This window comes from Acidiferrobacter sp. (assembly GCF_054609335.1).
In genome coordinates this window covers 40,710-67,560 of sequence record NZ_JBTRWP010000012.1, presented here as the reverse complement: position 1 = coordinate 67,560, position 26,851 = coordinate 40,710, and the positions used below count along the sequence as shown (strand labels likewise).

Genomic DNA, 26,851 nt, shown 5'->3' with positions numbered 1-26,851 from the left:
GCGCCTCGGCACACACTTAGACGGGAGCCATAGCTATGCCCACACCGGCTTTGATCCTCTGCATCAACAGCGGATCCTCGTCTCTGAAGTTTGCGCTCTATGTCATGGACAATCCAAGGGAAGAAGTTCTTGCTCGCGGCGCAGTGGAAAACCTCGGTGGGCCTGAGTGTCATATTGACTTCCAGATGGGCGCGGAGACCGTACGCACACAGACCGACAAGGCCTTAGATCACCACGCTGCTATCGGCGCCATGTTCGAGCTGCTCGCCTCGTATCGGATCGAGACACCGCAGGCGGTCGGTCACCGGCTGGTCTCCGGAGGACCCCTTCACCTTCGACATGCGCGTATTGATCCACAGTTTCTGCATGATCTGCGCGAGGCCATTCCGTTTGCGCCACTGCACATCCCTGCCGCCATCGATGCCATAGAGTCCGTCGACCACCACTACCCGCAGCTGCTCCAAATCGCCTGCATGGACACGGCCTTCCATGCTGCCCTTCCGGAGGTTGCCGCGCGGCTTGCGCTACCGCGCTATCTATGGGACGAAGGGGTGCGCAAATACGGTTTCCATGGTTTGTCCTATGAATACATCATGAGCGTCTTGCCGCCCTCCGCCCAAAAGGGACGAGTCATCATCGCTCACCTGGGCAACGGTGCGAGTATGGCGGCTGTGGTCGGCGGGAGGCCCGTCGACACAACAATGGGGCTGACGCCCGCCGGTGGTTTCATGATGGGCACCCGCAGCGGCGACCTCGATCCTGGCGTCCTGTTCTATCTCCTTGCCCACATGGGCCACACGCCCAAGACCATCGAGGACCTTATCAACCACCACGCAGGTTTATGCGGCGTATCCGACGGGATTGCCGACATGCAGACCCTGCTCCAAGAGCGCCCCACAAATCCCCACGCTAGCCAGGCGGTCGACATGTTCTGCTATCAGGCACGTAAGACGATTGGCGCCCTGACGGCAGCTATGGACGGCGTCGATACCCTAATCTTTACTGGTGGTATCGGCGAGCACGCGGCACCGGTACGTGCCGCCATTATAGAAGGGCTGACGCATCTTGGCATGCTTCTCGATGCCGACGCCAATATCCGCAACGCGCGTACAATCTCCGCGCCCGGCAGCCCAGTCACAGTAGGCGTCATCTCGACGCATGAAGACCTCATGATCGCCCGCCACAGCCACCAGCTCCTGCAGGATTTTTAAGCACAATCGCCTTGACGCCCTAGAAAGGCCATGTCCAGTTCGCGGTCTCAGCTCTATCTACACCTTCGTCCATCGCGTATTGGAGATGTTCGAGGATATGATCTTTCATGCGCTCCTTCACGTGCGCGCCCGCCGCTATGAGCCGCGGCACCCGATCGATCACATCGATAACAAGGTTGAACCGGTCCACTTGGTTGTTAATCGCGAGTTGCATAGGCGTGTTGATACTACCTTTCTCCTTATAGCCGCGAACGTGAATGTTAACCTCGTTGATTCGCCGGTAGGTGAGCTTGTGAATCAGTTGCGGGTAGCCATGAAAATTAAATATCACCGGCTTATCACGTGTAAACAGGCTATCGAAATCCCGATCGGAAAGGCCATGCTCATGCTCGGTGTTGGGTTGCAGTTTAAAGAGGTCCACCACGTTGACAAAGCGAATGCGCAGATCTGGAAACGCCCCGCGAAGAATCGCCGTGGCGCCCAGCGCTTCGGCAGTAACGACGTCCCCAGCGCTTGCAATCACTACATCCGGCTCTCCCCCAGCATCAGTCGATGCCCACGGCCATATGCCGATACCTTTGGCACAGTGAAGGGCCGCCGCATCTATATCGAGAAACTGCAGGTGGGGCTCTTTATCAGCAACAACAACGTTGACGTAGTCCGTGCTCTCCAGGCACTCGCGAACCACATGCAGAAGGCAGTTGGCGTCGGGCGGCAAATAGATGCGCGTTACGATCGCCTGTTTATTGGTGATGACATCGAGAAAGCCAGGATCCTGGTGTGTAAAGCCATTGTGATCTTGGCGCCATACCGTTGAACTGAGAAGGATATTGAGAGATGACACGGGGGCGCGCCAGTGTACCTCGGTCTTACACTTCTCTAACCACTTGGCATGCTGGTTGACCATCGAATCGATGATATGCGCGAAAGCCTCGTAGGTACTGAAAAAACCATGGCGCCCGGTGAGCAAATAGCCTTCGAGCCAGCCCTCCAGCGTGTGCTCGCTTAGCATCTCCATCACATACCCGTCGGGAGACAACTCGCCGCCATCGGAATCTTCGGGCAGCGTGTCGGCCATCCACACCTTCTTCGAGACCTCATAAATGGCCTGCAGACGATTCGAGGCATTCTCGTCTGGACTGAAGACCCGAAACCGCCCGCGATTGTCGCGCATCACGTCGCGGAGAAATTGCCCGAGCACATAGGTGCTCTCGAGCTGGACGTGGCCCGGATCAGTAACCGGCACGGCATATCCCCGTACATTGGGAAGACTCAATGGTATGCGTAAAAGACCACCGTTCGCATGCGGATTAGCGCTAATGCGGCGGGTGCCCCGGGGTGCTAGCGCTCGCAGCCGCGGCACCAGCCGCCCTTGCGCATCAAATAGGTCTTGGGGCTTATAGCTCCTCATCCACGTCTCGAGAACGGCAAGGTGCTGCGGATTATTGGCGACGTCCAGGATGGGCACTTGGTGTGCGCGCCAGAAGCCCTCGATCTTGTGGCCGTCAAGATCCTTAGGCGCAGTCCAGCCCTTGGGAGTACGCAAGATAATCATCGGCCAGCGGGGTCGCGTAAGCGGCCCCCCGGCGCGTGCCTGCGCTTGAACCGCATGAATCGTGTCTACGCAGGCATCAAGCGTCTGTGCCATCACCTGATGCATGGCTACGGGATCACTGCCCTCGACAAGGTAAGGCGTGTATCCGTAACCGCGGAATAGATCCAGCAGCTCCTCCGTGGAGATTCTCGCAAGAATGGTGGGGTTGGCGATCTTGTAGCCATTAAGATGCAATATTGGCAAAACCGCGCCATCCCGTCCCGAATTGAGGAACTTGTTGCTATGCCACGATGTGGCCATAGCGCCGGTCTCCGCCTCGCCATCACCTATCATGGGGACCACTAGCAGATCGGGGTTGTCAAAGACAGCGCCAAAGGCGTGTGACAGGCTATAGCCGAGTTCGCCGCCTTCATGGATCGATCCCGGCGTCTCTGGCGTGCAATGGCTGCCCACGCCGCCCGGATGGGAAAAAAGCCTAAAAAAGCGCGTCATGCCCTGCTCGTCCAGACTGCGGTCCGGATACACATCGGTGTACGTTTCTTCCAAATAGGCGTTTGCCAAAGTCGCCGGCGCGCCGTGCCCCGGGCCGCTGATGTAGGCGACGTTCAAGTCACGATCGCGGATCAACCGATTAAGATGCACCCACACGAAATTCTGCCCAGGATCGGACCCCCAGTGGCCAAGCAATCGGCGCTTAATATGTTGGGCCTGCAGTGGCGCACGCAACAGGGGATTATCTCGCAGATACAACATGCCTACGCAGAGATAGTTGGCGGCGGCCCAGTAATCATTGATGTCCCTCATTTCATCCGCCGTAAGCGCTGATTTCTTCTTATCCTTTATTTTCAACTCTGTCTTTTTTTCGGCCGCAAGCGTCACGATAACCTCCTTCGATTCGCGTGCGACCACCACATAGAGAGCATCGCACTATCTTCCCTTTAAAGCGTCTGTCTGCTGAGCTAATGAAGTCGATCCTGGGACCCTGCGCCGGGGCTCCCATCGATGCGTCTCTGCGCTCAGCCTCTCTCGGTTACAGCAACACATGTGATTGGCAACGAATACCCATCGCCCTTAACCATGAAGTGTAGGCAAGGCCGCGGCCTCTGCCGAGGCCGTGCGCCTCCGACCTATGTCGCGCCCCACCCCAGGATGCGCCGCCTCATTCAGAGAGGCCGCGGCAGGCAACCGAGGTTCCCCCTTTCCCCTCATAACCTCAAGGCCCACGCGACCCTTGCTGTCGCCTACTCACGCTCCTCAGGCTCCTGTCACTCTGGCGCGCACTCTGGCAGAGACGACTTGGCCACGAACCGCCCCTTCCATCGTTACACCTATAGCGCCATCGTTCTTTTACTTCGCTTCGAGCCCTGCGTCTTTTGGAAAACCACAACTTATGTGGGTGGAGGGGGCCCGAAAACGGCGCCCTCATGAGCCATAACGCGCCCGAAGAACGGCTATTGCGGCTTGCGAGAAGACAGCTAGGTGTCCATCTGCGCCATCCGACCGCAATATGATTATATTTCAGACTTTTATATCACTGCATTCGTCTAGGATCTCCAATATCAATGTTCCGTATATCTTCCGGGACAGCGACTTTGTCAGGCCGCTATGGTCGAGCCTGCTCTTGACCATCTATAAAGGGGGAATTACAAGAGCCCGCCTCTTAAGCGCGAGGGAGACCCAATGTCTATCGTATCCCATTACGGGAACCTGCATCCGTGGATGACAAGTGGCGCCGCCGTCCTCATGCTCGTCTGTCTTTATCTGGCGCGTGGACCCGTAGAGGCCGCGGTAACGCTGTCGACTCGCGCCTTAAGCCGCCCCTTTCGTCTTGGAAGTCGGGCTCTGCGCAAAGCCGCGGCCGAGCTCCGAGAACGGAACAGGATCGTCCTTATGGCCCAAGGGAAGGAAGATGTAGGCCAGCGTATAGAACGCGAATTTGAGCGCGTAGACGCCGTCCTGAAACGAGATCTGCAGGGTTTCCCCGTCCTTCAGCGTAAACTCTTGGACGAGATCACCGTCATCGAAGAGGACTACCAGCAGTCGCGCGAAATCCCTCCCGTGCCTCCGGAATGGGTGCGCGCGGTGACGCCACTCCTCAAGATGAAACCAGGTCCGGATCGCGTCGTGGAAGAGGTCATTGAGAGCCTGAAATCCACAGTCGCAAAGGGCCAGGAACGCGCGCTTGGCGAATACCGCAACGCAGTCTTGGAACGCCATAAAAAGCTGTCCCAAACACTCCCCTTCTGGCGTTCGGTCGACACCACGCTCAAATCCGTCGATAAGCGCCTCGCGCACCTCACAGAGCGCGCTGGCGCCATCGATGCTTACATGGACCGATACGAGCAGATAGTCAAGAAAACGGATACCATCCAGAGCACGCTATCGTCGTCGGCCTTCGTACAGCTATTCGTGTCACTCTTCGTCCTTTGTGTCGCGCTCGGCGGAACTGTGATCAATTTCCATCTGATTGCTTTGCCGATGTCGGAGATGGTGGGCGGGGGAAGTTATATCGGCAGTTTCCGGACTGCCGACGTGGCCGCGCTCGTGATCATTCTGATTGAGGCGACCATGGGGCTTTTCTTCATGGAGTCTTTGCGCATCACGCACCTTTTTCCCCGCATCGCGCACATGCATGAACGCATGCGGCGACGATTCATGGTCGCGGCGCTCAGCCTCCTTCTCATCATGGCCGGTATAGAGGCGGCGCTTGCGCTCCTGCGCGAACAGCTTGCGGTCGATAATGAGGCCCTTGCGGCGTCGCTCACGGCCCACGCCCAGATAAGCGTCCTGTCTATCAATTCATGGATACCCACCGCGGGCCAGATGGTACTAGGTTTCATCCTACCCTTCGCTTTGGCCTTCGTCGCGATCCCGCTCGAGTCCTTCATCTATTCCGCGCGTACCGTGGGTGGCATGGCGCTGGTGGGTCTGTTGCATCTTGGAAGTCTTGCGCTGCATGTGGCCGGGCGCCTTGTGCGCTACCTGGGTGTCGCCGTAAACGCCCTCTATGACATCGTCATCTTTTTGCCGCTCGCGATCGAGAGTACGTGGCACGCTGCCCTGGAGCGCCAGCGCACGGAAACTCTTGCGCACCCGGAGTCGCGCGGATGAAGTACCTCTTGCCGCCCCTGCTTCTGGCCTTGTTCCTGTCGGGATGTGCGGCGGGCCCCCATGGTCGCGCCGTTTACGTGCTAGTCGACACCTCGGGATCCTATATCCAGGCGGTCCCGAAGGCTGCACGCATCATCCGTTACCTCCTGGGGACCTTGGAGCCAGGCGACACCATCGCAGTGGCTCGCATCACGAGCCTCAGTTTCACGAACAAGGATCGAGTGGCCGCGGTGACTCTATCCCGCCGCCCAGCCCAGGCCGATGCCGAAAAACAGGCGATGGCGGCCCGCATATCGGCCTTCGTGAAGGCCATGGCGACGCGCCGCGGCACGCCCTACACCGACATCAGCGGCGCGCTCCTCGAGGCGGCGCATTTCCTGCGAGGCACCCCTGCGGCACGCAAAGAGATCATTGTCGTCTCCGACATGCGTCAAGACCTTCCGCCGGGCGCCGTGCGACATGTGCGCCTGCCCCTGAATGGGGTCTCGGTGTTCGCGGTCAATGTCATAAAATCCCGCGGCGAAAACATGAACCCGGCACGCTATCTCGCGCGGATGCGCACGTGGGATGCACAGGTAGCGAAAGGCGGCGGGCGCTTTGTCATCGTGCATCAATTGAGCCGCCTACCTGCGCTCCTGCGGGCATCTTGACGGGCATAACCCGCGCAACCGATAGGGCGCAAGGCCCCGGGGGGCGATACCGTTCCCGGTATCAGGGCAAAAAGGCTGAAGCGAGCGGGTGGCGCAGGATCGACGGATGGCAAGAACTTGCGTCTTGTGAAAAAGCCTCTCTCCATCCAGGCCGACCGGGAACGCGGATTTCTGCTCCGTCCTATCGCCGGCCGACCGCTCGCTGTCTCGCGCTACGATCCGCAGGTCGGATAGCCTGCCTCCCATAGGCGGGTAACCGCCCCTACGACCACGCTACTGATCCGCCTTCGGAAATTTGACGCCCACTTGACCTTCCCATTTTTCGGTGGGAGAGTATAAGGGCGCCAAGGCGCTTCTTGGTCTTTCGGGCCGCGCTGCCACAGGGATGGTAACGGCACACAGGCTAGGGTCGATAAGGCAATGTCGGGCACTGTCAGGGTATTGTCGGAGCGTGACTATCGCGAGGTCCTGCAGACGATAGATGTGATCTATTCCGCGTCGGATCATAGCTCCATGTTCCGCGCCTTATGTGGCCAGTTACGCAAATTCGTCGGCATCTATAGCGCAATTTTCATTCCCATCGATCCCCGCACGAATGCCCTTCTCTTCGGAAACTATGAGATCTATGACAATAACGAAGAGGCGATGCTCGCCTATCTCACGCACTACGCGCCGCTCGACCCCTACAGCATGAGCGGCTGGCTCCAGAACCGGGTCAACGAGACGGCGCGCAACACCGACCTTGATCCCGACCTGGACCGAACTGAATTCGCGTGCGATTTCTTGATGCCACTTGCATCTGTCTTTTACGTCCTCGGCGGGACCCTGCAGGTTCAGGGCGACCGCCTCGGCATACTCGCCCTCCATCGTCAGCGGCACGACCACAATTTCACCAATCGCGACAAGGCCTTTGTCGATGCCCTGTTTCCGTTGATCGCGCGATTCCTGCACAGTCGCCAGCTCCTGGGCAAGGAGACACTCTTTAGCGAGACCCGTGGCGCTATTTTGGTCGATGAACGCGGACATCCGCGGTACATGAACGATATGGCACGCAACGCCTTGGGGGGCCGGTCGGTTACGCGTATACCAGACCCGGGATTCCGATCGGAGGCTGCGCATTTTCACAATGGGATCGACCGTTATCGCGTTCGCACCCTACCGGTCGGCGGCAAGATCAAGGGGCGTTTCATCATACTCGACCCCGAGAACCCGCGGGATGTGCTGAGCGCGAAGCTCACCGTATTCGGCCTCAGCGTTCGCGAAAGAGAGGTTGCGGGACTGGTGATTCAAGGTCTCTCGAACCGCGACATCGCCCTACGGCTTTTCATAAGCGAACTGACCGTCAAAGACCACTTGAAAAACATCTTCGGCAAGATGCTTATCCGACGTCGAAGTGAGCTGGCCAATAAGATCCTTGGACTGTCCCAAGCCGCACGCGCCTAGCGCAGCCGGCGATAACACGCACCACCGACCCGACGGAACGGCTTCGCCGCTTGGCAGCGCTTAACCGCAAAGCGCCGCGCGGGAGCTAAAGACCCCCACGGCATTCCCCGCCCCACTGGACCGCGTCGCGTTTTGCCGCCCCTTTGACTCGCGCTGCGATCATAACGCACGCCCTCTCTCGCAGGCCCTGTCACGACATGTGCGGGCGCAAACTCCCCCCAAAATCCCCACTTTTGAGGGATGGCTGCAAAACGGTCTTTGGCAATACTTAAATGAAGGATAAAAACGAAAAGATGTCATTGCGGAAATTCTGAACAACTTCAACATAAGGGGGGTCATTATGAAAACAAAAACGCTCGCACTCTTGGGGGTCTTCGGGCTGGCCGGAGTGGCGCCCATGGCGTTCGCGCGCTTCGCGGCCATGCAGGGTAATACGGTCGCGGGCCGTGACCTACAGGCAGCCGTGCCGCTCACGAAAGCCGAGCAGCGGCTTTTGACCGCGGCCTCCACGCAGGTTCCGGGACTCGAGAGAGAGATCGCCGGCTCGCGAACTCAGTGCATGGTCCACCACGGTATGACGTATTGCCATACCTACACGCTTGGTGGAGAAATGGTGGCGGACGGGCTGATGTTCGGAGCTGCGGGCTGGGCGATCGGCTATTTTGCGGCAGGACCGAGCTACCCCCTCTACTGGACCATGTGGACTGTCGGTGGCGCAGCGACTGGCATGCTTCTAGGGGCAAACGACTACTATTCGTTGCCGAAGAAGGCCTGACGGGCCAGTTCTTGGGTACGCCAGCCGCTCACGGGGGCCTATGGCCACGGGGGTGGCGTCGAGGAGCATCGGCCGCACAAGGCCTAGACCCTCCTCACGCCCGCCCCGCGCACCAGCCCCCAGGTACACCTGTCACGCGCACCCGATCGACCCAGGTCTGCCTTACAGGCATCACCGTTCGTGTCGTCATAGCGGCCGCCGCAGCGCTCTCCGGGTGTGCACCACTCAGCCGCCTCCTTGGCCCCCCGCGGGGTCTGTCGCAAGCGGCGGTCGTGCTCAATGTCCCGTTTCACAAGCAGCGCTCGGAGAACGACTGCGGCCTCGCCGCGGCCGCCATGATCACCTCGTATTATCACCTCCCGATCGGGATGCGCGCCGAGAGGGCCCTGGCCAACCAAGCGCACACAACCGGCGGGCTCACGGGGGCGGTGCTCGCCCATGCGCTGCGACACGCCGGATACTTCGTCGCGATCTTTAGCGGAACGCCAGGCCACGGGGTCACTGGCATCGACCACCACATCGATCGTGGCCGGCCTCTCATCGTCATGTTCCGGCATAACAAGGCGCCCGTGGGCCATTACGTGGTGATCGTAGGTTACGACCCCGCCCGGCATCTGTTCGTGATCCTGGATCCCGCGCGAGGCCGTATGGCGGCGACCTCGCACGGTCTCCTCACGCGATGGGATGCCACCGGCAGATTTACCCTGCTTGCGGTACCTGAACGCCAGCTTCAAGATAAACAAAATATACCCCTAATGCCGCCTTCACCCTCTCCGAGCGGTAGACGCTAAATCCCTACTTTCGAGGGATTGAGCAGTGTTGTCCATACGGCATACTCATGCCCATAAACAATCCATAACAAAGCATATGTCAACCATTGTACAAAAAATAAAACGGGAGGATGTCCATGCGTATGGTAACAGGGGTTTTGTGCGCAAGCTTAGCTTGCGCGATCATGCCAGTCTATGCGAGCGGGGGATATTTAGGGGTCGGAGCTGGTATAGGCTCCAGCGTCGATGCAACTACCAACGCGCAGGCCTATGCCGGTCTGTATACCAACGGGACGTACACTAAGAGTCGGCTTGCGTTCAACGTGTTTGCTGGCTACCAGTTCAATAGGTATGTGGCGGCGGAGCTGGAATACATCAACTTCGGCTCTTATTCGCTGACGCGGACGGCGCCTTGGGGCGGCTATACTGAAACTGACACGATCGGCGCGGCTTCGGTGGCGGCTGTCGGCACGTGGCCCATCACTCCCATGTTCTCGGCCTTTGGAAAATTCGGCTTTGCAGCTTCCATGGATAAGGCGACCGAGTACAGCTACAATTCGCGCACGACGACTGCCATCAACATCATGTTTGGAGCCGGCGGCGCAGTCAACCTCACCAAGCATTTCGCCCTACGCCTGGAATACGATCAGTACGACGGTATTGGTAAAAGCGGCTACGAATACACAGCCGGCCCATTCACCCAGGTCGCGGCGAGCGCGCTCTACATGTTCTAGGGTAAAACTCCTCACCAGACCTATCTGGTGTTCATTGGCGGGAGGGCTCGGCATCCTTCCCGCCTTTTTCCCCTACCTACTTCCAAACCGGGACCGATGCGGCTGCCATACGGCCAGAGACCCGGGTGAAGCCAGTGTGCCGTCCATTACCCCTTTTGAAGAGAGGCGCACGGTCGGCGACCGGGTAAGAACGGCCCTGGGTCTCCGGCGCCGCACGACCGACTCTGCGGAGACTACGCCGCGCGCCGACGTCAATCACGGCGACGAGGCGAGCTACCGGGGCCCCGCTGGGCCGACAGACCGGCGACACCACGCTCCGAGGCTCTGACCGTAGGCGGTGTGCGAGCGGAAAACCCGTCCTCTTTAGCGATCCCCGCCCTCCTCCTTCGTGAGTTCCGGCCACGCTGCCTTCATGTAGACACCCATCGACCAAAGCGTAAGAAGGGCTGCCACATAGAGAAGAAGTTCGCCTGCCCGGAACGCCGAGAGACCGAGGACGGGTCGCTCGTAGAGTAAAAGCAAGATGGCCGCCATCTGTACCCCCGTCTTGAATTTGCCAACCAAAGACACGGCCACACTCTTGCGCTTCCCGATCTCGGCCATCCATTCGCGCAGTGCCGACACCGCGATCTCGCGGCCGATAATGACGAGCACCACGACCGAGAAGAGTGGCGCACTAAACAGCGCAGGATGGTGGGCCGGGTTCGCCACGATCATGATCAAAGCGGCGGCCACCATGAGCTTGTCCGCCACGGGGTCGAGAAAGGCCCCGAACGCCGACGACTGATTCCAGCGCCTCGCAAGGTAGCCATCTAACCAGTCGGTAAGGGCCGCCAACAAAAAGAATCCGGCAGTCGCGGCATTCGCCCATGGGACCGACAAAAAATACACCAGCACAAAGACCGGTATGAGTCCTATCCTAAGGAGCGTCAGGATGTTGGGGGCGTTTATGGGCACGGCTCGCCTTTGGGATGAAAGATGTCATAGATACGCCGCGCGAGTTCCTTACTGATCCCGGGCAGCCGCTCCAGGTCGGCAAGTTCAGCCTGCGCCACGAAGCGGGCACCGCCCAGAGCCCTGACCAAAGTCTGGCGGCGCTTGGGGCCCACTCCCGGGATTGTGTCGAGTTCGGACGTGAGCCGCGCCTTACCGCGCCGTCCACGGTGGCCAGTTATGGCGAACCGGTGCGCCTCATCCCGCACCGAGGCCAAAAGCAGCAAAGCCTCGGGCGCGTCGCCGAGCGTAAAGGGGCGCGGGCGCTCCGGCTCGTAGAATTCCTCGTCCCCGAATCGGCGATCCGGGCCTTTTGCGATACCCAGGACACGTCCTAGCCGCCCCAGGCTCTGTAAAGCCTCCTGCGCGCGCGCCACTTGCCCGGCCCCACCGTCGATCAATACGAGGTCGGGCAACGGGGCCTTGGCGTAGCGACGCAGGACTGCCTGGCCGATCGCCGCATAGTCGTCGCCCGCAGCTACGCCTTCGATGTGAAACCGGCGATAATCGCTCTTGATCGGCCCTTCCGGCCCGAAAACCACGCACGACGCCACGGGCAGCTCTCCCTGGGTATGACTGATGTCGAAACATTCTACCCGAGTCGCGCCGAGAAGCCCGAGGGCGGTCGTCATCGCCTGCCAACGCGCGCCATGGCTTGCCCGTTCCGCGAGCCTGCGGCGCAGGGCGTCGGCCGCATTGGTCCGCGCAAGCGCCACCCACTGACGCGGGATCCCGCGCGATGGGACGGCGATCGTCACCGCATGCCCTGAATCAGCGCGCAAGGCCTCGGCCAGTATGTCGCGCCCCGGGATGGAAATCTCGAGATAGATACGCGCAGGCGGCGAGTGTCCGAGATAATACTGGGGCAGAAGGGCCGCCAAGGCCTCCTCGACGGGCATAGCCTCGGGCAGGCGCGGAAAGAGCGTCTTGCTACCAAGCTGGCGGCCACCGCGTATCAGCAGGATCGTGACGGCGAGCACGCCGCCCTCGGCGGCGACTGCCAGGACATCGGCATCGCCTTTGTCGTTATCGACATACTGGCGCTCTTGGGCCGAACTCAAGAGGCTGATACGGTCCCGTAGGCGCGCGGCCAGCTCATAATCGAGACGCTCCGCCGCTTCCGCCATCTGGCGTTTCAGATCGCCGAGCAAGGTCTTGTTACGCCCTTCAAGAAAAAGAAGGGTGTGCTCCACGTCGCGCGCATAGGTCTCCTTAGTCACGAGCCCGACGCAGGGGCCCGAACACCGATGGATCTGGTATTGAAGGCAAGGGCGCGTGCGATTGCGGAATACCGTATCGTCGCATTGACGGACCGGAAAGACGCGCTGCAGGAGACTTAAGGTTTCCCGCACCGCGTTGGCGCTGGGATAGGGTCCGAAATACCGCCCCGGCTCGCGGCGCGCGCCGCGATGAAACCCGAGCCGCGGAAAATCTCCGCCCCCGCCCAAAAAGATAAGAGGATAGCTTTTATCATCTCTTAACAATATGTTATAGCGTGGTCTTAAAGTTTTTATGAGGTTGTTTTCGAGCAGCAACGCCTCGGTCTCGGTATGCGTGACTGTGACCTCAATGTGACGCACCGCCGCCATGAGGGACGCGATCCGCGGGGCCCTGGCCGGGCGCAGATAGCTGCTCACGCGCTTGCGCAGGCTTACGGCCTTGCCGACATAAAGCACAACCCCGTTCTCATCTAACATGCGGTAGACACCGGGACGCTCGCCCAGCCCCTGCACAAGCTCGCGTAGATGATCGCTCATGACACCTCGCGCAAGGCGGCGCTCATGACCGCCATGAACATCTCCTCAGTCAGGCGCTTTGTCTGGGTGTTGTAGCGGCTGCAGTGGTAAGAATCCCAAAGCACTTGGCGACCGATCACATGGCGTGCGCCGTGCGCGAACTTATGGCGCGCAAGCGGCACCGCGAAGCCCCGCAACACCGCCTCGTGGGCGATACGTCCCAAGGCCATGATAACGCTGCCATCCGCTATGCCGGCAAGCTCTGCGTTCAGATAAGGCGCACAGGTTCGGATCTCGTCCGCCGTTGGCCGATTGGCGGGCGGGACGCATTTGACGGCATTGGTGATCCGGCAACCGGCAAGGACCAGACCATCCCCGACCGCCACCGATTGCCGCTTATTAGCAAGCCCCAGGCGATGCAGGGTCTCGTAGAGCAGGATACCCGCGTAGTCCCCGGTAAACGGGCGGCCCGTGGCGTTGGCCCCGTGCAGTCCCGGCGCCAGGCCCACGATAATCAGTCGCGCGCGTTGATCGCCGAACGCAGGCACCGGCCGACAAGAATAGTCGGGGTGGCGCGCCTTGATCTCATCACGGAAGGCGGCAAGGCGCGGACAGCGCCGACAGCGGGAGAGGGACACGCCACGCACCGACTCCTCCGCCAGCGCCCCGCGTGGCGCACGCTTGGTCATGCGCCGCCCGGATGCCAGCGCGCCAAGAGTTCCCGGGCGGCGCGATAGTCGACATTGCAAGAAAGCTCCTCGGCGCTCCATGCGGGGCGGCCATGGAGACGGGTCATACGCGCCTGCGAGAGGGGGTTGCTATAGCCGGCGAGGCTGTCGAGTAGGCCATCCAGCCCCTCTGGATCATTACAAGCCAACACGATGTCACAGCCAGCCGCGAGCGCCTTGTGGGCGCGCGCGCCCAAGTCGCCCGCGCCGTGGGCCCCGACCATACTGAGATCGTCACTGAAGATAACGCCGCTGAAGCGCTGCCCCTTGCGCAATACGTCCTGCAGCCAGATCCGCGAGAAGCCGGCCGGCTCCCGATCGACCTGCGGATACTGCACGTGCGCCGGCATTACGGCAGCGAGCACGGTCGGGCAGAGCCGTGAAAACGGCACGAGATCGGCCGATCGCAGCGCCGAGAGCGGCCGATCGTCAACCGGCAGCTCCTTGTGCGAATCCCCAACAACCCCGCCGTGGCCGGGAAAGTGTTTGCCGCAGGCCGCCATACCCGCGTGCGTCATACCCAGCACATATTGTCGCGCGAGCTCCGCCACCACCAGTGGGTCCTCGGCGAAGGCGCGGTCGCCGATCACGTCACACACTCCGCGCCCGAGGTCCAAGACCGGCGCGAAGCTCATGTCGACACCATGGGCCAGCAACTCGGCAGCCATGACATAGCCCGCCGCATGCGCCACCTTACGCCCCTCCGCGCGGTCCTCAGCATATACCTCCCCTATCCGTCCGCAGGCCGGGAGTTTCGTGAACCCGTCCCGGAAGCGCTGGACGCGCCCGCCTTCGTGGTCGACCGTGATGATGAGCGGCGGGTCGCGCAGAGCTCGGATGTCAGCGTTCAGCGCGCGCAGTTGCGCGGGATTCTCGTAATTACGGGAAAACAGGATGACCCCGCCGATGAGCGGGTGGACAAGCCGTCGGCGTTCGTCCTGCGACAGACGGGTTCCCGCCAAATCCATCATGACCGGACCTAGGGACATAGCGTCTCCTTACGCGATGATGTGCACGCGAGTGCCGGCTGGCACCCGTTCGAAGAGCTCCAGGACGTCGTCATTGCGCATCTTGACGCAGCCGTGCGAAGAGGGCACGCCCATCGGGTCCTCGTCGGGCGCCCCGTGGATATAGATATAGCGCCGCATGGTATCGACATCCCCTAGCCGATTCTGCCCGATAATAAGCCCGCTCAGCCACAGGATACGCGTGAGCACCCAGTCCCTTTGCGGGTGCAACTGCCGCAAGGCCGGACCGTAGATCTCGCCGGTCGGTCTGCGACCCACGAACACCGCCCCGCGCGGGGCGCCCACCCCGATCTTGGCGCGCACGAGGTGCAGGCCACGCGGGGTCTGGTAACTCCCATAGCGCTCCCCCACCCCGTTCTTGGCGGTCGCCACCGCCGTCTCCCACACCGGGCGGGCTCCTTCGCGTTCAAAGAGGCGCAGGTACTGACGCGCGACGTCGACCTCGATGTGAGCCATCTAGGACTCCCTTGTGAGCAAGGCCATCGCTTCAATATGGTGCGTGTGCGGAAACATGTCCACGACCCCGGCGCGCGCCAGGCGATAGCCGCCACACTGGACGAGCCACTGCACATCGCGCGCCAAGGTCGCTGGATTGCACGACACATACACGAGCCGCGGGACCTTGAGCCCGGCCAGCACCTGCACAGCCGCCAGAGCCCCCGTACGCGGCGGGTCGAGCAGGGCTGCATCAAATCGCCGTTCTCCGAGAATGTCCGCAAGCACGGTCCCATCCAGGTCGGCAGTCGCATATTCGATGTTGTCGAGTCCGTTTTGACGGGCGTTGATGCGTCCTTTGTCCACGAGCGTCGCGGCCCCCTCCACCGCGAAGACGGAGGCGGCGCGGCGCGCGATCGGGAGGGTGAAATTGCCGAGACCGCAATAGAGATCCAAGACCCGACTCTCACCGTTCAAGGTGAGCCAATCCACAGCCTGCGCCACCATGGCCTTGTTGGTCTCGCCATTTACTTGTATGAAATCGGTCGGGCCAAAGGCAAGCTCGACGTCGAACGCAGGGAGCGCATAGCTCAAGCGAGCAGGACGCCCGCCGACCCACTGCACCGACTCGGGCCCCGCGGCCTGGGCATACATCGCGAAACCGTGCGCGTCCCCAAAGGCCGCGAGTGCCCGCACGTCCTCATCGGTCAGATCCTGCAGATGGCGAAACACGAGCGCCGCGGCCTCATCACCGGCGGCGAATTCGACCTGCGGTAGGGCCTCAGGACACGACAGACCTTCCATGAGCCTCTTCAGATCGATAAGCCTTTGCCCGATGCGCGCATCGAGCGTATGACAGAGCGACAAGGGTGCGATATAGGAGTGCCGGCGCTCGCGAAATCCGACCAGAAGGCCGCCCTTTTTGTCCACGACCCGCGCCCCGAGCCGCGCCTTGCGGCGATAGCCGAAGATCGGGCCCGCGACCGGGGCCGCCCAATCCGCGCACTCCACGCGGGCGATGTGGGTGAAGGCCTCACGTACCACCCCCTCCTTGGCCGCCAACTGCGCAACGGGGTCGAGATGTTGGAGCCGGCACCCACCGCACACCCCGAAGTGCGCGCAGCGCGGCGTCACGCGCTGCGGCGAGGACACCAGAATCTCCTGCGCTACGCCGGTATCGAAGCGGCGCTTGCGGTTCACGTAACGGAAGCGTACCTCTTCGCCTGGCAGCGCCCCGTCCACGAATACCACCTTACCGTCGCAATGGCCGACACCACAGCCATCATGGTTCAGGGAGGCGATGACGCACATCGCCTCAAGCGGCATACGTCGCGCACTCATGAGCCGCAGGACTCCCAGACACTTACAAAGTCCGCGAGATGGACCTGGCCGGCACCGGCCAGGACGGTCTTCAAGCGCACCTCCTCCGCCTTATGTGCCTCGGGCGTCAGATGCCCCCGCATGAGTTCGAGCCGCAGAAAGACCAGATAGGTGTTCAGAACGTCGGTCTCGCAATAGGCGCGAATCCCTTCGATCTCGCCGCGCAGATAACGGTCCCACACCAGCGCGCCGTCTTGTCCCTGCTTGCCGGGAAATCCGAGAAATATAGCGATATCGTCCAGACGGGCGACCGCGCGCGCCTGATAGCCCGAGAGCACGTCCATGAGATCGGTATGCCGGGCGTGATAGCGACTCAAATAATTATTCCAACGGAATGCCGGATCCCCATCGCCCATTTCCCAATATCGAGTACACGGAATCTTGTGCAAAAGCGCGCGATACTGGAGGACGGGGAGGTCGAATCCGCCCCCATTCCAGGAGACGAGCGTCGGTGAAAAGCGCTCAATCCCCTCAAAAAACCGGCCGAGGATCTCGGCCTCCGAGGACTGCGGATCGCCGAGCGACCACACGCGACATTCGTCGTTACGGCGCAACAACACCGAGATCGCCACCACCTTGTGCAGATAGTGACGTAGGAACTCCTGCCCGGACTCCTCGCGCCGCTTATGTATCATCACGCGCGCCACGTCCTCATCGGAGAGATCCAGGCCATAGAGGCGTCGGCCCGCCGCCACATCCGGGATGGTTTCTATGTCGAAGACGAGAACGTTCATGCGGCCGGGAACACGCCCGTGGAAAGATAGCGATCGCCACGGTCACAAACGATGCTGACTATGGTGGCATTTGTCAGATCATGTGCCAGCGCAAGCGCCGCAGCCACCGCACCGCCCGAGGATATCCCGCAAAAGACCCCCTCTTCGCGCGCCAGACGCCGCGTGATCTCCTCGGCCTCCTTTTGATCGACGTCGATCACCCGATCGACGCGTTGCGCGTCGTAGATCTTGGGAAGGTAGGCCGCGGGCCAGCGCCGAATGCCAGGAATCGATGAACCCGCCGTTGGTTGCACGCCGACGATTACGATCCCCGGGTTGCGCTCCTTTAGATAGCGCGATGTGCCCATGATGGTCCCTGTGGTCCCCATAGCGCTCACGAAATGGGTAACGGTTCCCTCGGTATCGCGCCAGATCTCGGGGCCCGTGGTGCGGTAGTGGGCATCGGGATTGTCGGGATTCGAAAACTGATCGAGTATGCGCCCCTCGCCGCGCGCCTCCATGGCGCGCGCGGTATCGATTGCACCTTCCATGCTACCTGTCCGCGAAGTGAGGATCAGGCGCGCCCCGAAGGCGCGCATGAGTCCCTGGCGCTCGACGCTCATGTTTTCCGGCATGACCAAGATCATGCGATAGCCTTTGACGGCCGCGGCCATGGCCAGAGCGATGCCGGTATTTCCGCTGGTCGCCTCGATCAAGGTGTCGCCCGGATGGATGGTCCCGCGCTGTTCCGCCGCCTCGATCATATTGAGCGCCGGCCGATCCTTGACCGAGCCTGCCGGATTATTGCCTTCGAGCTTCAAGAGCAGCCGGTTCCCGCGCTCGGTGCCCAGGCGCTGCAGGGCGACCAGCGGCGTGTTCCCGACGCATTCGGCAAGGGTTTTGATGTTCACGCGAAATCCTATTGTAGCCTGTCTTTGAAGGTCACCGCTCGCGTCCGCCCCGGGGCGCCCGCGGCTGCTGCGACCGCAGGCGCGCGGCCTGTCCGAGCCTGTGGTCGCCCGAGAAGTGTAACCCAGTTACGGGTCCTGCAACACGGCGGACCAATCCTCGATATACAGGCAGAGCACCTCACGGGCCTGGAAGTCGTCCACCCCCAGCCGATAACGCGCGGATATGAGGCTGCCTGCCGTAGGCAGGTCCGTGCAGCGGAACGCCAGCGCCTTCAAGGGCTCAGCGCGGCCTGTGACCGACAGCGCGAGACGCAGGTGCGCGTCTTTCAGGATCGCGGCGCTCACGACCTCAAACTGGCCCTCGAAAAGCGGCTCGGGAAAGCCGTTGCCCCAGGGTCCGCCCTCACGCACCGCCTGCGCAAGCGCAAGCGTCAGCTCCGCCGCCGTAAGGACGCCGTCCGTGCGCCCGTCGACGAAGGGCCCGCGTCCGATGCGTCGCTCAACTTCCTCGGCGAAGGCACGGGCGAATCGAGCGTAATCGGCGCGGCTTATGGTCAGTCCCGCGGCGGCGGCATGTCCGCCGAACTGGAGAATGAGATCAGGGAAACGCTCGCCGACCGCCGCCAGGGTATCGCGCAGATTGAGGGTCGGCACGCTGCGCCCCGAACCGCGCAAGAGATCGTCCTCCGCCGGCGCGAAAACAACCACTGGCCGTTTGTACTTGTCCTTCAGGCGTCCGGCGAGGATGCCCACGATCCCCGGATGCCAATGGGGTTCCATGAGACAGAGGCCGGCCTCGAGCGCATCGGTCTCCACCGCGCCCGCAAGCTGCTCCAGGGCCTCGGCCTGCATCTGCGCCTCTCGTTCGCGACGCTCGCGGTTCAAGGCGTCGAGTTCCTGGGCAATCGCCAAGGCCTCTTTTCTGTCGTCCGTGAGCAGACACCGCACACCCACGCTCATGTCGGAGAGCCGCCCGGCGGCGTTCAGCCGGGGGCCCACCTGAAAACCGAGATCCTGCGCGTAGATTTTCCCGGCTCGTTTACCGCTCACGAGCAGCAGGGCCTCCACGCCGGCACAGGCGCGTCCAGCGTTCATGCGCCGCAGACCTTCGCGCACCAGGATGCGATTGTTGGCGTCGAGCGGCACGCAATCGGCCACCGTGCCTAGCGCGACCAGATCGAGAAGGTCCCCAAGCCCGACCTGGGCCGCGCCGAGACGCCGACGCAAGGCGATCAGGAGATAAAGCACCACCCCCACACCCGCAAGCGCCTTGCTCGGAAAGACGTCCCCCGGCTGATTCGGATTGACGATAGCGGCGGCCTCCGGCAGCACCGGGCCCGGCAGATGGTGGTCGGTGACGATCAGACGCAAGCCCAAGGCCTTCGCGGCCTGTGCACCTTCGAGGCTATTGATCCCATTGTCGACCGTCATGATCCAGCGGGGTTCAAGGGCCGCGGCGCGCGCCACGATCGCAGGACTCAATCCATAGCCTTCGCGGGAGCGGTCCGGGATCAGATAATGGACATCGCGCGCACCGAGCCTGCGCAAGCCGCGCACGGCCAACGCGGTCCCGGTCGCCCCATCGGCATCAATACGAACACGATTCGTTCTCTAGTACGTAGTTTGTTGCTGTACTAATGGGCTCTGGCATAGGCAATCACTGTCCTATGTGTTCATGAACACCTGAAAGGGATATGGACCAGACTCCAAAACGGTTATGTCCGTAAACTGCTGTAAATAGCTGACGAGCTCAGGCGGTTTGTGCCACCGCCCCGATCCGGGTAATTGGCGTTATCGAGACGTAATTTAACCGGGAGATCAAGGCAGTGGCAGATTATGAGGTTAACGTAGGTCGGGATGTATGTTGACACGGCTGCTGAATGAGCCAGAAGGTCTGGCGAGGCTCGTGGAGGTGGTCTTGAATCAAGCCGTGCAGTGGCAACGCATCGGGCTTCTTTGCCAACAACGCCCATTTGTCGCTGATGTGCTTACATAGCATGCTTGATGCCCTTTCGGACAAGCCACCAGTTGGCTGGGTAGGCTGTGATAAAGCCCACCACCATACCGATCTGCATCATAAACCAGAATACAGGATTGTCGGGTTGTGGCGCGTGAACGAATAGGATCTTTTGTACGACCGCCATCCAGCCAAACAGCCCAATTTCGAAGGCGATCAGTGACAGGGTGTCGGCCTTGATGGCGCGGATCAAGGCGCGTTTCCGGTCTGTCTCGCCCATCTCGCGTATGGGCAGATACTGAAAAAAGACGCCAAGTACATAGGCCGCTGCGAAATCCAGTAGGTAGGAGGTGAAAAGGGAAGATCCGGCAATCACCATTCCGGACAGAAATATCAGGTAGTCAGAAATGATATCGCCCAGCGTGCACCCACCGCCACAATGTGTCACGGACACGAAGACACCTTGCCACAAGGATTTTTTGGAATGTTTATTCGATGTCTTGTGGTCGCCGGCTGTTGTCGCCCGACCGAATTTCCAGTAAGCCCACCAGGCTAGTGGCCCCATGTAAAGCCCTGTCACAGGCCATGTCACTTCCATGATCGTCATACGCTGACGGTGACCGTTCAGGATGTCGACCAGGATGGCGACCGCCACGATCAGTCCTGACGCGACTGAAAGCCAAGCGCACGCAACAAGCCGGAGTGATCGAGTTTCAGGCATAAAGATTCCTTCCGCGTAGAAAGCTTGCGTCTAAAGCTGCAGAAGCCGGCCCAGCATATAGCGAAGGCGCATCCCGGCGATTCTATGAATGCGCTGAGACTTACGTCAAGGGGCGTTGGGTGGCCTCTCAAGAGACATCGGGGACAGGAAGCCCAGGACGAAGTTCGTTGTATAGTGCGCACCATATCCGCTGTGCTGTATTGAAGTGAGAGCAGGAAAGTGAGGCGTACGAGATTGGTTCATGGACCTAGCGCGGGAGCTAGCCGATTCAAAAAATAGAGCTGGTCGAGCAGGCTCGGCACCCTCGATAATCGTTGCTTAAAATGGGGATCAGTAAAGACTGACGTTGCGACGCAGAAGGCATGAATAATGTTTCAAGACGGCATAACGTCGGCACCCCGGTTGCGGAAACCTTCCCAACAGGGGCTTGCTAGCCGTCGGCTCCGGCGGCGGCACCTTGACCCTAGTCGGCGAACGGGGGGGCGCGGGTCGCCCGACTCGGATCGCTCATAATGGGAGTTGTGTTTTTGATCTCGCCGCTCACAAGTAGAATAGGCAGGGGTTTCCCATTGGCCAAATGGTCGCGGTGCGATCCGTCTGTAGGGGTGCGCATCGCCCCGGTGTCCCTCCCATCCCGGGGCGGAGCCATTTTGACCTTGATAGGTTTGCGCGTCATTGCTCGGCGGCCCGCATGCGAGTCTGGTCACGCCGGCGCAGGGCGCGGTAGACGCTCGGAATGACGATGAGGTTAAGCAGCGTCGAGGTGACGAGACCGCCAAGCACGACATAGGCGAGCGGGCGCTCGAGCTCCTTGCCGACCGGCGATCCCCACAGGAGTGGCAACAACGCCAGGGCGGGCGTGATCGCGGTCATGAGGATGGGTACCAGTCGGTTGAGCGTGCCTTCCCTTACCACCTCATCTAGAGTGCGCCCCTCGATTTCGAGATCCTTGTAGTGGCTTATGAGGATGATCCCGTTACGCGCGGTGATGCCAAAGAGCGCGATGAATCCGATCATGGCGGCGGTACTGAGCGTAGATCCCGTCAAAAGCAGCGCCGCCACCCCCCCGACCATGGCCAACGGCAGATTGACGAGCACGAGCAAGGCGTCGCGCAGCGAGCCGAAGGCCTTCTGGAGGAGCAGCGCCGAGACGATGATCGCGAGGAGGCCGAGCCGCCACAGCGTGGTGTTGGCTCGTTGTTGGCTGCGGAAGGTGCCGCCGTAGCGCACGAAATAGGTCCGCGGCAGAGGGACTGTCCCTACGCGTTTTTTGACCTCGCGGACGACCGTGGACAGGGCTCTTCCGGTCACATCGAAGGTAAGCAGCAGGACGCGGTGCCCGTGCGCTCGCCGGATCTCGAAGGGCACTGGGTGTACCCGGATCGAGGCCAGTTCGGCGAGCGGTACGATGGCATGCGCGCCGAGCGCCGGCGCGCGCATGGGCAGGCTGCGCAGGGTGCGTGCCGAACGTCTGGCGCCATGGGCTACGCGCAGCGTGATCGCAAACCGCCGCTGTCCATGCAGGACGTGACCCATAGACGTGTCGTTCAGGTAGAGATTGACGTCGCGCAGCAGTCGTCCCGCGGACACGCCGTAGTGCGCGTCGCGTCCGCGCCGCGGCGTGACCACAATCTGGGGGACACGAATTTGCTGCTCGAGATGCAGGTCGACAACACCGGGTATGGGCGCGATCGCCCGACTGGCGGCCTTGCCGATCTGGTAGAGGCGGCGCAGGCGCGGTCCGTAGATCTTCACGGCCACGTCCGCCGGCACGCCCGATTCCACATCGTCGATGCGATGGGCGATGAATTCGCCGAGATTGAAGGCGACCCCGGGGATGGTGGCGAGCTTCTTACGGATCTCGCCCAGCAGGACGTGCGGCGATTGCGGGCCGCGATGAAAGTCGATGCGCAGATCGAACTCGGAGTTGTTCGGGGTAAGCGCTCCGGGCGTGAGCGTCCCGGCGCCCGCGCGCTGATCGACGGATACGACTTCTGGGAAGGCCGCGAGGTCCCGTCGCACGACGGCGCCCAGACGCATCGATTCGCGCCAGGGAGTTCCGGGCAGGGCAGTCATGACTAGGATGTAATTCCCTTCATGGAAAGGCGGTAAAAATGAGCGTCCGAGGTGCGCGAAGCCCGCGCCGGCCGCTACTACCGCCACGAGCGCGAGAATCACGATGGTGCGCGTCCGCGGCAGGATACGCTCCAGGAGGCGCAGGTAATGGCGCTTAAGGAAGCGGACAAGGCCTGTTTCGCGCTCGGCGCCGGACGCCCTTTCGCCGTGGCCGCTAAAGAGCAGAGAACACAGGGCCGGGATCAGGGTTACGGACACGACCAGCGAGGCGAGCATGGTGGCCAGGTAGGATATGCCAAGCGGTGAAAAGATGCGTCCCGGGATGCCGTGCATGAAAAAGACCGGTAGGAAGACCAAAATGACGATAGCAGTCGCGTAGACAATGGAATTCAGTACCTCGCGGATGGCGTGAAGAATGACAGTGTCGGTTCCGAGCACCGCTTCGCCGATCCGGCTGTGGCGGGCGATGCGTAGGCGGCGGACAATGTTTTCCACGGTGATGATACCGTTGTCGACGACCTCCCCTATGGCCACGGCAAGCCCACCAAGCGTCATGGCGTTTACGCCGGCATGAAAGAAGTAGAGGATCAGGGCCCCGAGCGCGAACGAGGCCGGCAGGGCGACGAAGGTCGCCAGCGAGGCGCGCCAGTTCGCCAGGAACACGAGCAGCACGAGAATGACGATGAGCGCACCCTGCCACAAGGCCGTCCAGAGGTTGTGGGTGGCGGCCTTGATGAAAGTCGATTGCCGGAAGATGTGGGTATTGAGGGTCACGCCCGGCGGCAGCGCCCGACGAACCGCCCGCAGGGTGTGCAGTACGTGGCGAGTGGTCGTGATGGTGCTCGCGCCGTAGGCCTTGTAGACGGTCCCCACCACCGCGGGCGCCTGGCCCAGGGCGGCGGCGCCCAGCCGTATGGCGTGCCAGCGACGGATCCGGGCGACCTGGGCCAAGGTTATGGGCAGGCCATCGCGGTTGGCGACAAGGGTATGCCGCAGACGCGCAAGCGCATCGCTCTCGTGGAGCCGACCCGCCGCCGACACGATCAATTGCTGACCCGGTGTCTCCACCATGCCGCCGGGAAGGTCGCGGCTCACGCCGCGCACGGCGCGCGCCACCTCGCCTACGCTGACCCGGTAGGCCTGCATCGCGGTGGGATCGAGGTCGATCTGGTATTGCGTGACGGCCCCGCCAATGTCCGCTACGTCGGCCACCCCGCCTACGGAAAGTAGCCGAGGGCGGACCACCCAATCGGCCAGGGTGCGCAGTTCTTGGGCTGGCAGGACCGAGCTTGTGAGTGAGTACTTGACGAGCCATCCGATGGCCGATGTGAGCGGAAAGATCTCCGGCCCGTGGATGCCTGCGGGCAGCCGCGACTGCAGGGCTTGGAGTCGTTCGGCGATCAACTGGCGGTCATGGTAGATGTTGGTGCCAGCGTGAAAGACTACCGTTACGAGCGATACCCCAAGCGTGGTCTTCGAGCGGACCACGCGTATGCCCATCGTGCCGCTGACTGCGGTCTCGATCGGATAGGTGACGAGCGCCTCCATGTCGCGCGGCGCCATGCCGGGCAATGTGGTGCCTATGACCACGCGCGGCGTGGCGAAGGCCGGGAAGACATTTATAGGCATGCTGCGCCAGGCAAGCAGCGCCAAGCCGACGAGGATCATGAAGACTCCGATGACAAGCGCGCGGCTGCGCAGCGAGAGGGCAATCAGGAAATTGAACATTAGCTATCCGCCTTGAGTTTGCCGCCGGTCATCCACAGCGCGAAGAGTTCCCCGTTGCCTTGGGTGACGACGCGCGCGCCGACTTTAAGTCCCGAGGTCCCGCAATAGCCGTGTTCGCGTAGGCCGAGGGTCACGGGGGTGTAACGGAAGCGGCCGTGACCTATTGCCACGAACACCGCATGGCGGCCGTTGACGTCCACCACGGCCTCTGAAGGCACAGCTACGGTCTGCGCGGTCGCGACCGTAATGCGCGCGCGGGCAAAGAGCGCGGGTTTTAGCGTTACCTGCGGATGCGCAAGCGCAATCCAGATCGTCTCCGCGCCGCGTCGCGGGTTGACGCGTGGCGCCACCATGACTACGTGGCCCCGCAGGGGTGTGGTGACGCCGAGCGCCTGGATGCGGGCCTCCTGTCCGCGGTGGACGGCCCCAATGTCCTGCTGGTAGACGTAGGCCTTGAGCCAGAGCCGGTGAGGTTCTATCAGTCGGTAGAGGAGCGTCCCAGGGGCCACGGCCTCGCCCAGGACCGCGGGCCTTGTCGCGACGACCCCATCCATGGGTGCGCGGACGATCACGCTCGGCGGCGGGCTTCCGACCAGCAGGGATTGCACGCGGGCAAGCGCCGCACCGCGCCGCACCCTGTCTCCCACGGTGACGTATAGGGCGGTTACGCGCCCGCGTATGCGCGGGGTGACGACCGCCTCGGCATTCGGGGGCAATGTGAAATCGCCATAGAATGTGCGACGTGCATGAAGTGTGCGCATGCGGGCGTGGACGAGCTTGAGGCCGAGCGCCTGTCTCTTCGCAGACGACAAGTGGACGACAGGCGAGCGCTGGGCCAGGGCCGGAATGGCGGTGAGGGTGAGCGCCAGGACAATGGCCGCAGTAACAGGGGTCTTGATCATGATTTCTCCTTAGGGCCGCCCAGGGCGATACGCAGAGTTGTGCGCGCGTCGGCTACGGCGCTGCGGGTCTTCAGCCAGGCCGCAGTCAGGGTGAGCTGGTCTGTGCATACCGCAAGGGTACTTGCGGTATGCACCTGGCCAAGCCTCAGGCCTTGTAGCGCCAGCGCCGCCGCGTGCCGCGCCTGCTCGCGCAGACGCGCAAGGCGTTGCTCGCGCGCCTGCAGCCGTTGCAGTCTGAAGAGGTCGCGGGTGATGGCGTGGCGGATGCGCCAGCGCAGTGCTCGCAGGCGCGCCTGCGCCTGAACGACCTGCGCCGCAGCCGCAGACCGGTTGCCCTGGTTGCGATTCCAGAACGGCAAGGGCAGCGAGGCGCTCAATTCGACTGAGCGGTCGATGGGTTGGGGAGGGACTCCGCGCAGGACCTGCCGGTCAAGCCCCACGCCAGCGCCTACGGTCATCCATCCGAGTCGCCGCGCGCGTTGATAGCGGTGCACGGATTGCCGGTAGTGGCGATCGATCTCGGCCAACCGCAAATCCGGACGATGGGCTAGGGCCGTGGCCATGGCATCGGCCGCCGTCGGTGGGCGCCAGCGCGAAGGCCCAGGAACGGACCAGGGCTTTTGTGGTTGATAGCCGATGAGAGCCATGAGCGCGGCTTTGGCATCGTGGCGCCGCGTGCGCCAGGTCTCGCGCAATAGCCGCGCCTGGGCGCCGAGGAGTCGAACCCCGCTTGCACCCACGGGAGATATCTGGGCGGCCCGGAGCCGCGCCGCGACAAGACGCATCAACACCTGTTCACTGGTGATCAGGTTTGTGGTCTCAGTCACCGCGCGGGTAGCGCTTTTCCAACGTGTGTAAGCGTGCGCTACAAGCCCGCGAACCCGCCAGACACGGGTCCAGTAGCGGGCGTAGGCCTCACGCACATCCAATCGGCCAACGGCCGCGTGCCGCGCAATGCGCGAAGTCAAAGGGACGGCTTGCGTCAGTAGGACACGGGTGCTGAATTCTCCGGGGCTGCCGACCGGATTGCCAGTGCCCCCGGAGATGTTCAATCGCGGATTAGGCCATAGACGATCCTGTCGGGCCAATCCGCGCGCGATCGCGATACCCTGACGGGCGGCCGCGAGAGACAGGTTATGTTGTATAGCGAGGCTTTCAACCGTCGCGAGACTCAGGGCCTGAGCCGCGATGGGAGCCAAGCCGATTGCCGAGATGAAGGCGAGCGCTGCCGCGCGCGCCAAAGAAAAAGGGATGCGCATAAGGCCTTCTCATGGGATTCAGGGGGCACCGGGCT

21 protein-coding genes are annotated in these 26,851 nt (G+C 61.9%); 7 read left to right on the top strand and 14 right to left on the bottom strand.

Going from position 1 to position 26,851, the window contains the following annotated elements; all coding sequences use genetic code 11:
• Positions 1-35: 35 nt before the first annotated feature.
• A complete protein-coding gene (locus tag ACYCTF_RS04900; protein ID WP_461284583.1) occupies positions 36-1,211 on the top strand; it encodes an acetate/propionate family kinase in 1,176 nt (391 codons plus the stop codon).
• A gap of 19 nt (positions 1,212-1,230) precedes the next feature.
• Here the strand turns inward: ACYCTF_RS04900 and ACYCTF_RS04895 are convergent, their stop codons facing one another.
• Positions 1,231-3,615, bottom strand: coding sequence for a phosphoketolase family protein (locus ACYCTF_RS04895; RefSeq protein WP_461283933.1), 2,385 nt, complete (start codon positions 3,613-3,615; stop codon positions 1,231-1,233).
• Between the two features lie 831 nt (positions 3,616-4,446).
• Between ACYCTF_RS04895 and ACYCTF_RS04890 the strand changes: the two genes are divergently transcribed.
• The 6 genes from ACYCTF_RS04890 to ACYCTF_RS04865 all read left to right on the top strand — a co-directional run bounded on the left by ACYCTF_RS04890 (position 4,447) and on the right by ACYCTF_RS04865 (position 10,249).
• Positions 4,447-5,877, top strand: coding sequence for a hypothetical protein (locus ACYCTF_RS04890; protein ID WP_461283929.1), 1,431 nt, complete (start codon positions 4,447-4,449; stop codon positions 5,875-5,877).
• A complete protein-coding gene (locus ACYCTF_RS04885) occupies positions 5,874-6,527 on the top strand; it encodes a VWA domain-containing protein (RefSeq protein ID WP_461283928.1) in 654 nt (217 codons plus the stop codon). Before ACYCTF_RS04890 ends, ACYCTF_RS04885 begins: the two co-directional genes overlap by 4 nt.
• A 420-nt stretch (positions 6,528-6,947) precedes the next feature.
• A complete protein-coding gene (locus ACYCTF_RS04880) occupies positions 6,948-7,970 on the top strand; it encodes a helix-turn-helix transcriptional regulator (RefSeq protein ID WP_461283927.1) in 1,023 nt (340 codons plus the stop codon).
• Positions 7,971-8,310: 340 nt separating this feature from the next.
• Positions 8,311-8,745, top strand: coding sequence for a hypothetical protein (locus ACYCTF_RS04875; RefSeq protein WP_461283926.1), 435 nt, complete (start codon positions 8,311-8,313; stop codon positions 8,743-8,745).
• Between the two features lie 272 nt (positions 8,746-9,017).
• Positions 9,018-9,536: a C39 family peptidase gene (locus ACYCTF_RS04870; RefSeq protein WP_461283925.1), complete on the top strand. Its 519-nt coding sequence runs from the start codon at positions 9,018-9,020 to the stop codon at positions 9,534-9,536.
• Positions 9,537-9,658: 122 nt separating this feature from the next.
• Positions 9,659-10,249 carry an outer membrane beta-barrel protein gene (locus ACYCTF_RS04865; RefSeq protein WP_461284582.1) on the top strand — a complete coding sequence of 197 codons (591 nt, stop codon included), beginning with the start codon at positions 9,659-9,661 and terminating at the stop codon, positions 10,247-10,249.
• Positions 10,250-10,612: 363 nt separating this feature from the next.
• Here ACYCTF_RS04865 and pgsA read toward each other — a convergent pair whose 3' ends face one another.
• The 13 genes from pgsA to ACYCTF_RS04800 all read right to left on the bottom strand — a co-directional run bounded on the left by pgsA (position 10,613) and on the right by ACYCTF_RS04800 (position 26,816).
• On the bottom strand, positions 10,613-11,200 hold the full coding sequence (gene pgsA / locus ACYCTF_RS04860; RefSeq protein WP_461283932.1) for a CDP-diacylglycerol--glycerol-3-phosphate 3-phosphatidyltransferase: 588 nt from the start codon (positions 11,198-11,200) through the stop codon (positions 10,613-10,615).
• Positions 11,197-12,999: an excinuclease ABC subunit UvrC gene (gene uvrC, locus ACYCTF_RS04855; RefSeq protein WP_461283923.1), complete on the bottom strand. Its 1,803-nt coding sequence runs from the start codon at positions 12,997-12,999 to the stop codon at positions 11,197-11,199. The genes pgsA and uvrC overlap by 4 nt, the downstream gene beginning before the upstream one ends.
• The gene (locus ACYCTF_RS04850; protein WP_461283922.1) at positions 12,996-13,667 is read right to left on the bottom strand and encodes a uracil-DNA glycosylase; all 672 of its coding nucleotides are present in this window, start codon (positions 13,665-13,667) and stop codon (positions 12,996-12,998) included. The genes uvrC and ACYCTF_RS04850 overlap by 4 nt, the downstream gene beginning before the upstream one ends.
• Positions 13,664-14,695, bottom strand: a complete 1,032-nt coding sequence (nagZ, locus tag ACYCTF_RS04845; protein WP_461283921.1) for a beta-N-acetylhexosaminidase — start codon at positions 14,693-14,695, stop codon at positions 13,664-13,666. The genes ACYCTF_RS04850 and nagZ overlap by 4 nt, the downstream gene beginning before the upstream one ends.
• A 9-nt stretch (positions 14,696-14,704) precedes the next feature.
• Positions 14,705-15,190: a L,D-transpeptidase family protein gene (locus ACYCTF_RS04840; protein ID WP_461283920.1), complete on the bottom strand. Its 486-nt coding sequence runs from the start codon at positions 15,188-15,190 to the stop codon at positions 14,705-14,707.
• Positions 15,191-16,510, bottom strand: coding sequence for a 23S rRNA (uracil(1939)-C(5))-methyltransferase RlmD (gene rlmD, locus ACYCTF_RS04835; protein WP_461283919.1), 1,320 nt, complete (start codon positions 16,508-16,510; stop codon positions 15,191-15,193). It abuts the gene before it with no gap.
• The gene (locus ACYCTF_RS04830; RefSeq protein WP_461284581.1) at positions 16,507-17,283 is read right to left on the bottom strand and encodes a 3'-5' exonuclease; all 777 of its coding nucleotides are present in this window, start codon (positions 17,281-17,283) and stop codon (positions 16,507-16,509) included. The genes rlmD and ACYCTF_RS04830 overlap by 4 nt, the downstream gene beginning before the upstream one ends.
• Positions 17,280-18,173 carry a cysteine synthase CysM gene (cysM, locus tag ACYCTF_RS04825; protein ID WP_461283917.1) on the bottom strand — a complete coding sequence of 298 codons (894 nt, stop codon included), beginning with the start codon at positions 18,171-18,173 and terminating at the stop codon, positions 17,280-17,282. Before cysM ends, ACYCTF_RS04830 begins: the two co-directional genes overlap by 4 nt.
• Positions 18,174-18,299: 126 nt before the next feature.
• Positions 18,300-19,766 (bottom strand): single-stranded-DNA-specific exonuclease RecJ, encoded by a 1,467-nt coding sequence (gene recJ / locus ACYCTF_RS04820; RefSeq protein WP_461283931.1) that lies wholly within the window; start codon positions 19,764-19,766, stop codon positions 18,300-18,302.
• A gap of 395 nt (positions 19,767-20,161) precedes the next feature.
• Complete coding sequence (locus ACYCTF_RS04815) at positions 20,162-20,785, bottom strand: DUF4396 domain-containing protein (protein WP_461283916.1); 624 nt, start codon at positions 20,783-20,785, stop codon at positions 20,162-20,164.
• Between the two features lie 738 nt (positions 20,786-21,523).
• Positions 21,524-24,655, bottom strand: coding sequence for an efflux RND transporter permease subunit (locus ACYCTF_RS04810; protein WP_461283915.1), 3,132 nt, complete (start codon positions 24,653-24,655; stop codon positions 21,524-21,526).
• Complete coding sequence (locus tag ACYCTF_RS04805) at positions 24,655-25,557, bottom strand: efflux RND transporter periplasmic adaptor subunit (protein ID WP_461283914.1); 903 nt, start codon at positions 25,555-25,557, stop codon at positions 24,655-24,657. Before ACYCTF_RS04805 ends, ACYCTF_RS04810 begins: the two co-directional genes overlap by 1 nt.
• Positions 25,554-26,816 carry a TolC family protein gene (locus tag ACYCTF_RS04800; RefSeq protein ID WP_461283913.1) on the bottom strand — a complete coding sequence of 421 codons (1,263 nt, stop codon included), beginning with the start codon at positions 26,814-26,816 and terminating at the stop codon, positions 25,554-25,556. The genes ACYCTF_RS04805 and ACYCTF_RS04800 overlap by 4 nt, the downstream gene beginning before the upstream one ends.
• Positions 26,817-26,851 lie beyond the last annotated feature (35 nt).